This is a genomic window from Variovorax sp. PMC12, assembly GCF_003019815.1.
Classification (GTDB): Bacteria; Pseudomonadota; Gammaproteobacteria; order Burkholderiales; family Burkholderiaceae_C; genus Variovorax.
The window spans coordinates 1,995,364-2,007,933 of the sequence record NZ_CP027773.1 but is presented as its reverse complement, the minus strand read 5'-3'; the positions used below and the strand labels follow the sequence as shown (position 1 = coordinate 2,007,933).

At 68.2% G+C, this 12,570-nt stretch carries 10 protein-coding genes; 7 read left to right on the top strand and 3 right to left on the bottom strand.

Features of this window, described 5'->3' with window-relative positions; genetic code table 11:
- The first annotated feature begins 137 nt into the window (after nt 1-137).
- The 7 genes from C4F17_RS09320 to C4F17_RS09290 all read left to right on the top strand — a co-directional run bounded on the left by C4F17_RS09320 (nt 138) and on the right by C4F17_RS09290 (nt 8,117).
- Nucleotides 138-1,748, top strand: a complete 1,611-nt coding sequence (locus C4F17_RS09320) for an ABC transporter substrate-binding protein (protein ID WP_106935046.1) — start codon at nt 138-140, stop codon at nt 1,746-1,748.
- A 4-nt stretch (nt 1,749-1,752) separates the two neighbouring features.
- Complete coding sequence (locus tag C4F17_RS09315; RefSeq protein ID WP_106935045.1) at nt 1,753-2,694, top strand: ABC transporter permease; 942 nt, start codon at nt 1,753-1,755, stop codon at nt 2,692-2,694.
- 17 nt (nt 2,695-2,711) lie between these two features.
- The gene (locus tag C4F17_RS09310; protein WP_081266502.1) at nt 2,712-3,584 is read left to right on the top strand and encodes an ABC transporter permease; all 873 of its coding nucleotides are present in this window, start codon (nt 2,712-2,714) and stop codon (nt 3,582-3,584) included.
- 12 nt (nt 3,585-3,596) lie between these two features.
- Nucleotides 3,597-5,234, top strand: a complete 1,638-nt coding sequence (locus C4F17_RS09305; RefSeq protein ID WP_106935044.1) for a dipeptide ABC transporter ATP-binding protein — start codon at nt 3,597-3,599, stop codon at nt 5,232-5,234.
- Nucleotides 5,231-5,971: an AzlC family ABC transporter permease gene (locus C4F17_RS09300; protein ID WP_234382690.1), complete on the top strand. Its 741-nt coding sequence runs from the start codon at nt 5,231-5,233 to the stop codon at nt 5,969-5,971. The genes C4F17_RS09305 and C4F17_RS09300 overlap by 4 nt, the downstream gene beginning before the upstream one ends.
- Nucleotides 5,971-6,315 (top strand): AzlD domain-containing protein, encoded by a 345-nt coding sequence (locus C4F17_RS09295; RefSeq protein ID WP_081266749.1) that lies wholly within the window; start codon nt 5,971-5,973, stop codon nt 6,313-6,315. Before C4F17_RS09300 ends, C4F17_RS09295 begins: the two co-directional genes overlap by 1 nt.
- A gap of 329 nt (nt 6,316-6,644) precedes the next feature.
- Entirely contained in the window at nt 6,645-8,117 is a 1,473-nt protein-coding gene (locus tag C4F17_RS09290; protein ID WP_106937500.1) for an amidase, read from the top strand.
- A 9-nt stretch (nt 8,118-8,126) separates the two neighbouring features.
- Here C4F17_RS09290 and C4F17_RS09285 read toward each other — a convergent pair whose 3' ends face one another.
- From C4F17_RS09285 to mutS, 3 genes are read right to left on the bottom strand one after another with little or no spacing between them, the layout of a single operon-like run.
- Nucleotides 8,127-8,933 carry an alpha/beta fold hydrolase gene (locus C4F17_RS09285; RefSeq protein WP_199851938.1) on the bottom strand — a complete coding sequence of 269 codons (807 nt, stop codon included), beginning with the start codon at nt 8,931-8,933 and terminating at the stop codon, nt 8,127-8,129.
- Between the two features lie 8 nt (nt 8,934-8,941).
- Complete coding sequence (locus C4F17_RS09280) at nt 8,942-9,781, bottom strand: proteasome-type protease (protein WP_106937498.1); 840 nt, start codon at nt 9,779-9,781, stop codon at nt 8,942-8,944.
- A gap of 28 nt (nt 9,782-9,809) precedes the next feature.
- Complete coding sequence (gene mutS, locus C4F17_RS09275; protein WP_106935042.1) at nt 9,810-12,440, bottom strand: DNA mismatch repair protein MutS; 2,631 nt, start codon at nt 12,438-12,440, stop codon at nt 9,810-9,812.
- Nucleotides 12,441-12,570: the final 130 nt, after the last annotated feature.

Genomic DNA, 12,570 nt, shown 5'->3' with positions numbered 1-12,570 from the left:
TGTGCACGAAAAACCCCAACACGGGGACAAACACGGGGCAGGCAAGCGACTGTTCTACTACAGACGATTAAAACTGTATATATGCATTTTTCCTGTCAGATGACTCAATGGAGCCCTTGCCGTCTTCAGGAAATCACATGCAACCGCAGCTCTTTTCGCCTTCGCGCGCCGTGTTGTCGCGCCGCCTTGCCCGATGGGGCGCCGCCGTGCTCCTGGCTGGCGCGGCCGTCGTTCCCGCCGTGGCGCAGACCACCACGCTCAAGATCATTCCGAGCAGCAACATCACTGTGCTCGACCCGATCTGGACCACCGCCTACGTGACGCGCAACTTCGGCTACATGGTGTACGACACGCTGTTCGCCACCGACCTCGAAGGCCACATCAAGCCGCAGATGGTCGACAAGTGGAAGGTGTCGCCCGACAACAAGACCTGGACCTTCACGCTGCGCGAAGGCCTGGAGTTCCACGACGGCAAGCCCGTCACCAGCGAGGACGTGGTCGCTTCCATCAAGCGCTGGGCGAGCCGCGACACCTTCGGCGCGCAGCTCGCCAAGGTGACGGAGCGCTACGAGACGCCCGATGCCAAGACCTTCTCCATCGTGCTGAAGGAGCCCTTCGGCCTGGTGCTCGAAGCGCTGGGCAAGCCCTCGTCGAACGTGCCGTTCATCATGCCCAAGCGCATTGCCGACACCTCGGGCGACACGCAGATCAAGGAGTCGATCGGCTCCGGCCCCTACGTGTTCAAGGCCGACGAGTTCCGCCCCGGCGAGCGCGTGGTGTTCACCAAGAACATGCGCTACAAGCCGCGCGCCGAGGCGCCTTCGGGCACGGCCGGCGGCAAGAACGTGTACGTGGACCGCGTGGAGTGGCTCATCATCCGCGACGCGCAGACGCAGATGAATGCGCTGCTCAACGGCGAGGCCGACATCCTCGAGCAGCCCGCCTTCGAGCAATACGCCACGCTGCGCACCAACCCCGACATCAAGCTGATCGACGCGCAGCCCGCGGGCAACCAGTTCATCCTGCGCTTCAACTTCCTGCAGCCGCCGTTCAACAACGAGAAGGTGCGCCGCGCCGCGTTGCTGGCGCTGGGGCAGGAAGCCTTCCTGCGCACGCAGGTGGGCACGCCGGGCCTCACGCGCTACTGCAAGAGCATGTTCCCGTGCGGCACGCTGTTCGAATCGGAGCAGACCGGCGACTACACCGGCGTGGCCAACCCGCAGAAGGCCAAGGCCCTGCTCGAGGAGGCCGGCTACAAGGGCGAGCCCGTGGTGCTGATGCGCCCGACCGACAACCCGACCATCGGCAAGCTGCCGCTGGTGGCCAAGCAGCAGCTGGAGCAGGCCGGCTTCAAGGTCGACATGCAGTCGATGGACTGGTCCACCCTGGTGGCGCGCCGCGCCAAGAAGGATGCCCCCTCGGCCGGCGGCTGGAGCGCTTTCATGACCTCGTGGACCGCCTCGGACATCCTCAACCCGATCACCATGGCCATGATGAACGCCAGCGGCGACAAGGGCTGGTTCGGCTGGCAGAACGACCCCAGGCTCGAAGAGATCAAGGTGCAGTTCGCCCAGGCCAAGACCGACGCCGACAAGAAGAAGCTGGCGCAGGCCGCGCAGCTGCGCGCCTTCGAGACCGCCACGCACGTGCCTGTCGGCCAGTACAACCAGCCCGCCGCGGTGCGCAAGAACGTGAGCGGCCTGGTGCCGGCCGGCGCGCAGGTGTACTGGAACATCAAGAAGCAATAAGCCCATGCTCACGTTTCTCGGCAAGCGCCTGCTCGCCACGCTGCCGGTGCTGCTGGTGGTGGCGCTCGCGATCTTCATGATCGTGCGCCTCACCCCCGGCGACCCGGCGGCCGTGATCGGCGGCAACAGCGCCACCAACGACGACCTGGACCGCATCCGCGCTCAGCTGGGCCTGACCCGCCCGCTGTGGGAGCAGTTCGCGATCTGGTGCAACGGCGTGCTGCACGGCGACCTGGGCTTCTCGTTCTTCCTGAACAAGCCGGTGACCGAGCTCATCGGCCAGCGCATGGAGCCCACGCTCTCGCTGGCCGGCGGCACGCTGCTGCTGGCGGTGGCCATCGCGCTGCCGCTGGGCACGCTGGCCGCATGGCGCATGGGCGGCTGGCTCGACAAGGCGGTCATGGCGTTCTCGGTGGCCGGGTTCTCGGTGCCGGTGTTCGTGGTCGGCTATGTGCTGATCTACCTGCTGGCGATGAAGCTGCAGTGGTTTCCAGTGCAGGGCTACCGGCGCATCGCCGATGGCGTGGGGCCGTGGCTGAACCAGCTGGTGCTGCCGTGCCTCACGCTGGCCATCACCTACGTGGCGCTGCTGTCGCGCGTCACGCGGGCGGCGGTGAGCGAGGCGCTGACCGAAGACTACATACGCACCGCGCGCGCCAAGGGCATCACCGAGCTGGAAGTGCTCAAGCACCACGCGCTGCGCAATGCGGCGGTGCCGGTGGTCACGGTGATCGGCGTGAGCGCGGCGCTGCTGCTGGGCGGCGTGGTGGTCACCGAAACCGTGTTCGCGATTCCGGGGCTGGGCCAGCTCACGGTCGACGCGGTGCTCAACCGCGACTTTCCGGTGCTGCAGGGCGTGGTGCTGTTCTTCGCGGTGGTGTACGTGGCCGTCAACCTGTTGGTGGACCTGAGCTATCTCTTCATCGATCCGCGCATCCGCTATTGATTGACTGACTGACTGACATGAGCACCCTGAAAAGACTCTGGCGCAACACCGCCGTGCGCGGCGGCGTCGTCGTGCTGGCCGTGCTGGCGCTGCTGGGCGTGTTCGCGCCCTGGCTAGGTACCTTCGATCCTTCCGCCATGGACCCGAGCTTCATTTCGGTAGGCGCGGGCACCGCAGGGCAGGTGACCATGCCCGACGGCGCGCAGTTCGCCCACACCTTCTGGATGGGCAGCGACAGCGTGGGGCGTGACGTGTGGAGTCGCGTGCTCTACGGCACCCGCATCTCGATGACGGTGGGTTTGTTCACCGCCTTCGTCGCCATTGCCTTCGGCTGCCTGCTGGGCATGCTGGCCGGCTACTTCCGCGCCGTCGACGCGGTGCTGATGCGCGTGATGGACGGCGTGATGGCCATCCCCGCCGTGCTGCTCGCCATCACGCTGGTGGCGGTGCTGGGCGCCAGCCTGCCGACCGTGATCCTGGCCATTGCGGTGCCCGAGGTGCCGCGCGTGACCCGGCTGGTGCGGGCGCTGGTGATGAGCCTGCGCGACGAGCCCTTCGTGGAGGCCGCGCGTGCGCTGGCCACGGCCGACGCGACCATCCTGTGGCGCGACATCCTGCCGAACGCGCTGGCGCCGCTGATCGTGCAGGGCACCTTCATCGCGGCTTCGGCCGTGCTGACCGAAGCCATCCTGAGCTTCCTTGGCCTGGGCCTGCCGTCGGACGTACCGACCTGGGGAAACATCATGGCCGAGGGCCGTGTGCAGTTTTCGCAGAGCCCCGGCAACGTGCTGTTTCCCGCGCTGTTCCTGGTGCCCACGGTGCTGGCCATCAACATGCTGGGCGACGGCCTGCGCGACGTGCTCGATCCCAAGTTTTCCAAGCGCGTGTGAGGCGCAGATCCAATGACTGATTCCAATCGAAGCGCCGCCATCCTCGAAGTGCGCGGCCTGCGGGTCGCGCTGCCCTCCGATGCCGACCGGCCGCATGCCATCGAGCATCTCGACCTGCGCATCGAGGCGGGGCGCACGCTGTGCATCGTAGGCGAATCCGGCTCGGGCAAGTCGGTGCTGGCCACCACCGTGATGGGGCTGCTGGCCAAGGGCCTGGTGCTCGCGGGCGGCGACGTGATTCTTTCGGGCGAGAAGCTGGTCGACAATGGCCGCTTCACTTCCGACAAGCGGCTGCGCCAGTTGCGCGGCACCGGCATGGGCATGGTGTTCCAGGAGCCGATGACCGCGCTGAACCCGGTGCTCACCTGCGGCGAGCAGGTCGACGAACTGCTGCGCACGCACACCGCGTGGGGCGCGGCCGAGCGCAAGGCGCACATCCTCTCGATCTTCGAGCGCGTGCGGCTGCCCGACCCGGCGCGCATCCACGGCAGCTACCCGCACCAGCTCTCGGGCGGGCAGCGCCAGCGCATCGTGATCGCGATGGCCATCATCCTGAAGCCGCGCCTGCTGATCTGCGACGAGCCGACCACCGCGCTGGACGTGACCACGCAGGCCGAGATCCTCAAGCTCATCGCCGAGCTGCAGGTCGAGCAGGGCAGCGCCGTGCTCTTCATCACGCACGACATGGGCGTGGTCGCCGAGATCGCCGACGACGTGATGGTGATGCACCGCGGCGCGCTGGTGGAGCAGGGCCCGTGCGAACAGGTGCTGCGCAACCCGCGCGAGGCCTACACCCGCATGCTGCTGGACGCGGTGCCCGGCATGACGCCGCCGCCCGCGCGCGAACTCCCAGGCGGCAAGCCGCTGCTGGCGGGGCAGGGCGTCGGCAAGATCTACACGCGGCGCGACTGGCTCGGCCGCGCGAAGCACAACACCGCGCTGCAGGACGCCAGCGTGGCCGTGCATCGCGGCGAGACGGTGGGCGTGGTGGGCGAATCGGGCTCGGGAAAGTCGACTTTCGCGCGCTGCATGATCCGGCTGATTTCGCCCAGCGCGGGCAGCATTCTCTGGGGCGACGCCGAAGTGCGCGACCTGCCCGAAGGCCGGCTGCGGCCGCTGCGCTCGCGGGTGCAGGTGGTGTTCCAGGACCCGAACCGCTCGCTCAACCCGCGCCGCACCGTGGGCTCGTCGATGGTCGAAGGCGCCATGAACTTCGGCCTGAGCAAGCTGCATGCGCGCCAGACCGCCGAGGAGCTGATGGACCGTATCCAGCTGCCGCGCACCGCGCTCGACCGCTATCCGCACCAGTTCTCAGGCGGCCAGCGCCAGCGCCTGGCCATTGCGCGCGCCATTGCCTGCCAGCCGCAGGTGCTGGTGGCCGACGAGGCCGTGTCGGCGCTCGACGTGTCGGTGCAGGCGCAGATCCTGAACCTGCTGCGCGAGATCCAGCGCGACCTGGGGCTGGGCATTCTGTTCATCACGCACGACCTGCGCGTGGCGGCGCAACTGTGCGACCGCGTCATCGTGATGAGCCAGGGCCGCATCGTGGAGCAGGGCCCCACGGGTCAGGTGTTCGGCGCGCCGGCCAACGACTACACGCGGCGGCTGCTGGCGGCCGCGCCGCGTGCGGAACTCGCGAGCGCACGGTGAGCCGTTGGAGCGCCTGGCGCGCATCGATGGCCGATCCCGTCTGGCGCGGTGCCTTCGCCGAAGGGCGGCGCGACATCGCGGGTGCAGCGCTCGGCACCATGGCCATGGGGCTGGTGGCGGGCGTTGCCATGGCCAAGAGCGGCGTCGGGCTGGGCGTGATCCTGGCCATGTCTTTGCTGGTGTTCGCGAGCGCGTCGCAGCTGGCCTGCCTGCCGCTCATCGCGGCCGGGGCGCCGCTGTGGGTGATCGTGGCGACTGCGTGCGTGCTCAACCTGCGCTTCGTGGTGTTCAGCGTGAACTGGCGCCGCTACTTCGGCGGCCACCGCAGGATGCAGCGCGTGCTGCTGTCGTACCTTGCGGGCGACCCGGTGTATGCCCAGTTCGTGCAGCGCCACCCGCAGCCTCCGCCTTCCGGGCGCACGACGACGCGCCAGCAGGGCTACTTCCTCGGCCTCGCGCTGACCAACTGGGCGGCGTGGCATGTGGCGTCGCTCGCGGGCATCTTCCTGGCCGACGCGATTCCCGCCGCTTGGGGCCTGCGCTTCATCGGCGTGCTGGCGCTGCTGGCCCTCGCGCTGCCGATGCTCACCGACCGCGCGGTGCGCTGCTCCGCACTGGCGGCCGGCCTGGTGGCGCTGGCCACGGCCTCGTGGCCGATGGGCCTCAATGTGGTGGCCGCGATCGCCACGGCTTTCGCGGCCGGCACCTTGGCCGACCGCCGTTGGGGCACGCGCTGATGCACCTGGGGCACGATGTGTACGTGTGGCTGGCCGTGGGCGCGCTGGTGGGGGTGACGGTGCTCACGCGCAGTTTCTTCCTGCTGCCCGACAGCGAGCCGAAGTTGCCGGGCTGGCTGTGGCGCGGATTGCGCCATGCGCCGGTGGCGGCGCTGCTCGCGATGGTGGTGCCCGACGTGTTCCTGAGCAACGGCCGCATGCTGGCCGACTGGCACGATGCGCGGCTCTTTGCAGTGGCCGCCGCATTGACCTACTACCTCGTTCGACGAAACGACGTGACCGGGACGATTCTTGTCGGCACGGGTACGCTGATGCTTCTGCGACTGGGGTTCGGATGGGCTTGATGTACCTTGCTGTCGATGTTTCGCATCGTTGTTCGGGGAGCGATCACGCCGACGGGGTACCTTGCTCCGCGAATGTCCCCCGGCCTGCGGCCTCCTCCTTTATTTCGCTGCGCAAGGCACCCCGCCGGCGTGATCGTTGGACAGAACGGTCGTTGATCAGCCACACACCAGCAGCGTGCCCTGTGCGCAGGGCGCCGGGTGCTCCCCGCAGCGAAATAAAGGGGGAGGCCGCAGGCCGGAGGACATTCGCGGAGGGGAGTATCCGGTGGCCTGCGCACTCGCCCTGAACAAATACAAACTTTCCTTGAACACAAATGGAGAACGAAGAAATGACTTTGGCAATGAGCTGGGACGAATGGGCCTCGCATGACGGCATCGGCCTGGCCGAACGGGTACGCAAAGGCGAAGTGACCGCAGCGGAACTTGCAGCGCAGGCCGCCGCCGGCATCGCGAAGGTCAACCCGCAACTGGATGCCGTCGTCGAAGTGTTCGACGACGTGGTGGCCGACCCGCTCAAGGACGGCATGAACCCCGAAGGCGTGTTCGCGGGCCTGCCCTACCTCATGAAAGACCTCGGCCCCACCCTCAAGGGTCGGCTGCAGGAATTCGGCTCCATGATGATGCAGGGCCATCGCCCCGCGGCCGACAGCTTCCTCACCCAGCAACTGCGCAAGTCCGGCCTCAACATCGTCGGCCGCAGCACCACGCCCGAGTTCGGCGTGTGCAGCTCGGCAGAGAATTCCATCAGCGTCACCCGCAATCCGTGGGACCTCGAATACACCACCTGCGGCTCGTCCGCCGGCACTGCGGCGGTGGTCGCGGCGGGCGTGCTGCCGCTGTCGCACGCCACCGACGGCGGCGGCTCCATCCGCATTCCGGCGGGCGTGAACGGCAACATCGGCCTGAAGGTGTCGCGCGGCGTGTTCTCACTGGCACCGGGGCTGTCGGACCTGTCGGGCCTCGTGTCGATCCAGGGCTGCCACAGCCGCACCGTGCGCGACACCGCCGCCTTCGTGGACAACGCGCGCGGCGGCGCACCGGGCGAGTTCATGCCCTTCTGGTCGCCGGCCGAGCCGTACAGCGAACTCATCAAGAAAGACCCGGGCCGCCTGCGCATCGCGCTGTCGCACGAGTGGGGCGACTTCCGCGCCACGCCGCATTTCGTGGCCGAGCTGGAGCGCGTGGGCAAGTTCCTCGAAGGGCTGGGCCACCATGTCGAATGGGCGCTGCCCGAGGTCGACTTCCAGACCGCCTTCGCGGCCCAGACCACCTGCTACATCAGCAACTTCGCGCAGGTCATCGACGGCCACCTGCATCGCCTGGGGCTGGAGCGCCCGCCGGCGGAGCTGCTGGAGCCGATCAACATCAAGATCTGGGAAGCGGGGCTGCACACCTCGTACACCGAGCGATCGAAGATGCAGGCGGTTTTCAACACCACCTCGCGCGCCTTCGGCAACTTCTTCCAGCAGTGGGACATCATCCTGACGCCGGTGACCGCGCTGCCCACGCCCAAGGTCGGCACCAGCGAGTACCTGACGACGAGCACCAACCCTTCCGTCTACGACTGGTTCGCCAACCTGTGGAAGAACTTCGCGTACACGCCGCTGGCCAATCTCTGCGGCATGCCGGGCATTTCGCTGCCGATGGCCTCGCAGGAAAACGGCCTGCCGCTGGGCATCCAGGCGCAGGCCGCGCAGGCGAACGACGGGCTGCTGCTTCAGCTGGCCGCGCAGATCGAGCGGGCGCTCGGCGGCAAGTGGAATGCAGGCCAGCGGCCCGGGGTGCACGTCACCAAGAACTGACGACGCGGGTCACAGCAGGTTGCGCAGCGCGGCTTCCACGGCCGCGGCTGTGGCCAGCGGCTTTTCCATGGGGAACAGGTGCGAGCCGTCCAGCATGGTGATGCGGCCCTTGGTGACCTGCTGGGTCATCGTCATGCCCACGCGCTTCATCTCGGCCGACTGGCGACCGCCGATGAAGGCGGCCTTGCACTTGAGCGGGTGCGCGCGCAGCAGTGCGCCCAGGGTGTGGGGCAGGGTGTTGTAGATGGCGGTCTCGACGTCGCGGTCGAAGCTCAGGGCGCGGGTGTCGTCGCTGTCGAAGGTGCCGTGGTCGATGTAGTCGTGCAGCACCTGCTCGTCCCATTTCGCGAAGGCCTTCTTGCTGCGGAAGTGCTCGAACACCGCCTCGCGATGCTCCCAGCTGTTGCGGCGCTTGCGGCTGACCGCGCCGGGCGAAATGCTCTTCATGAGCGGCGTGCGCTTGACCATGTTGAGCGTGTTCGCGCGCCAGCCGCCGAGGATGGGCGAATCGATCAGCACCACGCCGCGCGCCAGCTCGGGGTGGCGCGCCGCGCACATCAGGCTCAGGAAGCCGCCAAGCGAATGGCCGATGAGAAACACCGGGCCGCCCGCGCGGTCGGCGCGTGCCTTGGCGAAGTCGGCCAGCTGCTGCACCAGGTGCGGCCAGTTGTCGGTCACGGGGTACTTCGGGTCGTGCCCGAATTTCTCGATGGCGTCCACCTCGAAGCCGCGATTGCGCAGGCTGTCGAGTACGACGCGGTAGGTGCTGGCGGGAAAGCTGTTGCCGTGCGAGAACACGACGGGCGGCATGGCCATGGCCTCGTTCAGATGAGCTTTTCGTCGGGGGTCGAGATCTTGCGCAGCGGGCTGTGGCGCGTGGCCGGCATCTTCAGCGGATGCTCGGTATGGCCGTCGTCCCACACCGGGTCTTCGATGCTGTCGAACACCTCGCGCAGCTTCTGGCCCCAGCTGTTGTGCATCATGCGGTAGTAGGGGTTGTCGGCGTCGATGCAGATCACGCGGTCGGTCTCGAGCTTGTTGGCCTCGTACACCACCAGGTCGAGCGGCAGGCCGACCGACAGGTTCGACTTCATGGTCGAGTCCATCGACACCAGCGCGCACTTGGCGGCTTCGTCCAGCGGGGTCTCGGGGGTGAGCACGCGGTCGAGCACGGGCTTGCCGTATTTCGATTCGCCGATCTGGAAGTAGGGCGTCTCGGTGGTGGCTTCGATGAAGTTGCCGGCCGCATACACCAGGAACAGGCGCATGCCCTCGCCCTTGACCTGCCCGCCGAAGATGAAGGACACGTTGAAGTCCAGCCCCGCGTGCTTGAGCGCCTCGGCGTCGCGGTCGTACACATGGCGCACCGCCGAGCCCAGCACCCGGGCGGCGTCGAACATGCTCTTGGCGTTCCAGATGGTGATGGGGTCGCCGGGCGTGCCGTCTTCGCGGGTCTCGCGCAGTTCTTCGATCTGCAGGATTTCGCGCACCGACTGCGAGATGCTCAGGTTGCCCGACGACAGCAGCACCATGACGCGGTCGCCCGGCTGCTCGTAGACGATCATCTTGCGGAAGGTGCTGATGTGGTCCACGCCCGCGTTGGTGCGCGAGTCGGACAGGAACACCAGGCCGGCGTTGAGTTTGATGCCTACGCAGTAAGTCATGAGTTCATCTTGCATGAACGGTGCCCGATCACGCGGCACCGAGTTCACGTTTGTTCAATTTTTGAAGGGCATACAGGGCATCGAGGGCTTCGCGCGGACTCATGGCGTCAGGGTCGAGCGCAGCCAGCGCGGATTCTACGGCGCTGACCAGCGGAGTCTCGGCCACCGGGGGCGGCGCGAACAGGTCGACCTGGGCGCGGGTCTGCGCATGCTGCGACTCCAGCGCTTCCAGCGCCTGCCGGGCATGGTTGACCACCGCCGCGGGCATGCCCGCGAGCCGCGCCACCTGGATGCCGTAGCTCTTGCTGGCCGGGCCGGGCTGCATTTCGTGCAGGAACACGATGTCGCGGCCCGCCTCGGTGGCGCTCACGTGCATGTTCACCGCGCCGTGGTGCGTGGCCGGAAACTCGGTCAGCTCGAAATAGTGGGTGGCGAAGAGGGTGAAGGCCTTGCTGCGGTCGTGCAGCTGGGCCGCGATGCCCGCGGCCAGCGCCAGCCCGTCGAAGGTGCTGGTGCCGCGGCCGATTTCGTCCATCAGCACCAGCGATTGGGCCGTGGCGCTGTGCAGGATTTGCGCGGCCTCGGTCATCTCGAGCATGAAGGTCGACTGCGCATTGGCCAGGTCGTCCGCCGCGCCGATGCGGGTGTGGATGGCGTCGATCGGTCCCAGCCGGCAGGCGGCCGCCGGCACGTGCGAGCCGATGGAGGCCAGCAGCACGATGATCGCCACCTGCCGCATGTAGGTCGATTTGCCGCCCATGTTGGGGCCGGTGATGACCTGCATGCGCTGCTGCGGCCCGAGCTGCGTGTCGTTGGCGATGAAGCCGCCCGACGACTTTTCGGCCAGCCGGGCCTCCACCACCGGGTGGCGGCCCTGCGAAATCTCGATGCACGGGTGCGACACGAAGCTCGGCGCGCGCCAGTGCAGCGTGTGCGAGCGCTCGGCCAGCGCGCACAGCGCGTCGAGCGTGGCGATGCCGCCCGCCAGCTGCGTGAGCGCGGGCACCGAGGGCTGCAGCGCGTCGAGCAGCTGTTCGTAGAGCCACTTCTCGCGGGCCAGCGCGCGGTCTTGCGCGCTCAGGGCCTTGTCCTCGAAGGCTTTCAGCTCCGGCGTGATGAAGCGCTCGGCGTTCTTCAGCGTCTGGCGGCGGCGGTAGTTGTCGGGCACCTTCGAGAGCGCGCTTTGCGTCACCTCGATGTAGAAGCCGTGCACCCGGTTGAACTGCACCCGCAGGTTGCTGATGCCGGTGCGCTCGCGTTCGCTGACTTCGAGCTTCAGCAAGAAGTCGTCGCAGTTCTCGCTGATGGCGCGCAGCTCGTCGAGTTCGGCGTCATGCCCGGTGGCGATGACGCCGCCGTCGCGCACCAGCGCCGACGGGTCGGGCTTGATGGCGCTCGCCAGCAGGTCGGCGCAGCCCGGCGGCGGCGCCAGGCGCTCGGTGATCCGGGCCAGCAGCGCGGCGCCGCCGGGCAGCAGCGGCGCCAGTTGCTCCGCCTTGGCCAGCGCCTGGCGCAGCGCCAGCAGCTCGCGCGGGCGCACCTGCCGCAGCGCGATGCGGGCGGCGATGCGCTCCACGTCGCTGGTGTTCTTGAGCTGCTCGCGCAGCGTGCGCCAGGGCGCGGCCGTGGCGCCGAGCACCGTGGCCTGCAGCGCGCCGATGGCTTCGAGCCGCTCCTGCGCCTCGGAGCGGTCGCGTCGGGGCGACAGCAGCCAGCGCTTCAGCAGCCGGCTGCCCATGCCCGTCATGCAGGTGTCGAGCAGCGAGAACATGGTGGGCGATTCTTCGCCGCGCAGCGTCTGCACCAGTTCGAGGTTGCGGCGCGTGGTGGGCGGCAGCTCGATCAGGTCGCCGTCGCGCTCGACCGACAGGCGCTGCACGTGCGACAGCGCGCGGCCCTGCGTGTGCTCGGCATAGCCCAGCAGCGCGGCGGCGGCGGCGTGTGCGTTGGTCAGCGATTCGGCGTTCCAGGCGGCCAGGCTGTTGCTGCCCATCTGTTCGCAGAGCTTGCGCTCGCCCAGGCCGCCGTCGAACTGCCACGCGGGGCGGATCGACAGCGTGAAGGGCGTGGCGCCGCGCGCGGCCTTCAGGCGCTGCTCGAAGGCCGGCGTCACCTCGGCGCTGTAGAGCAATTCGCTGGGCGCGATGCGCGCGATCCAGGCTTCGAGCGCGTCGGCCGGGCATTCGGCCAGCCGCAGTTCGGCGCCGGTCACGCTGAGCCAGGCCAGCCCGCATGTATTGCGCGAGCCGGCATGCACGGCCAGCAGCAGCGATTCGCTCTTGTCGTTGAGCAGCTCGGCGTCGGTCAGCGTGCCGGGCGTGACCACGCGCACCACCTTGCGCTCGACCGGGCCCTTGCTGGCGCCGACCTCGCCCACCTGCTCGCAGATGGCGACCGATTCGCCCAGCTTGATGAGCCGCGCGAGGTAGGTGTCGACCGCGTGGAAGGGCACGCCGCACATCACCACCGGCTGGCCGGCCGACTGGCCGCGCTGGGTGAGCGTGATGTCGAGCAGGCGCGCGGCCTTCTCGGCGTCGCCCCAGAAGAGCTCGTAGAAGTCGCCCATCCGGTAGAACAGCAGGGTGTCCGGATGGTCGGCTTTCAGGCCCAGGTACTGGGCCATCATGGGCGTGTGCGCAGAGACGTCTGACTTGTTCATTTCAATCAATAACTTGCGATCCGTGCCACCGGCGCGCGGGGGCGGCAGTGCCGGGCGCCATGGAGCGGCGGCCTGCCTCCGCGGAACTGGGGGGCTTGCTGGGGGAGTGCATGGGGGAGCGCGGCGCCGG

What these genes read in the sequence shown, in the direction of transcription:
- C4F17_RS09320 (WP_106935046.1), top strand. Translation starts at nt 138, where the DNA reads ATGCAACCGCAGCTCTTTTCGCCTTCGCGCGCCGTGTTGTCGCGCCGC.
- C4F17_RS09315 (WP_106935045.1), top strand. Translation starts at nt 1,753, where the DNA reads ATGCTCACGTTTCTCGGCAAGCGCCTGCTCGCCACGCTGCCGGTGCTG.
- C4F17_RS09310 (WP_081266502.1), top strand. Translation starts at nt 2,712, where the DNA reads ATGAGCACCCTGAAAAGACTCTGGCGCAACACCGCCGTGCGCGGCGGC.
- C4F17_RS09305 (WP_106935044.1), top strand. Translation starts at nt 3,597, where the DNA reads ATGACTGATTCCAATCGAAGCGCCGCCATCCTCGAAGTGCGCGGCCTG.
- C4F17_RS09295 (WP_081266749.1), top strand. Translation starts at nt 5,971, where the DNA reads ATGCACCTGGGGCACGATGTGTACGTGTGGCTGGCCGTGGGCGCGCTG.
- C4F17_RS09290 (WP_106937500.1), top strand. Translation starts at nt 6,645, where the DNA reads ATGACTTTGGCAATGAGCTGGGACGAATGGGCCTCGCATGACGGCATC.
- C4F17_RS09285 (WP_199851938.1), bottom strand. Translation starts at nt 8,933, where the DNA reads ATGGCCATGCCGCCCGTCGTGTTCTCGCACGGCAACAGCTTTCCCGCC.
- C4F17_RS09280 (WP_106937498.1), bottom strand. Translation starts at nt 9,781, where the DNA reads ATGACTTACTGCGTAGGCATCAAACTCAACGCCGGCCTGGTGTTCCTG.
- mutS (WP_106935042.1), bottom strand. Translation starts at nt 12,440, where the DNA reads ATGAACAAGTCAGACGTCTCTGCGCACACGCCCATGATGGCCCAGTAC.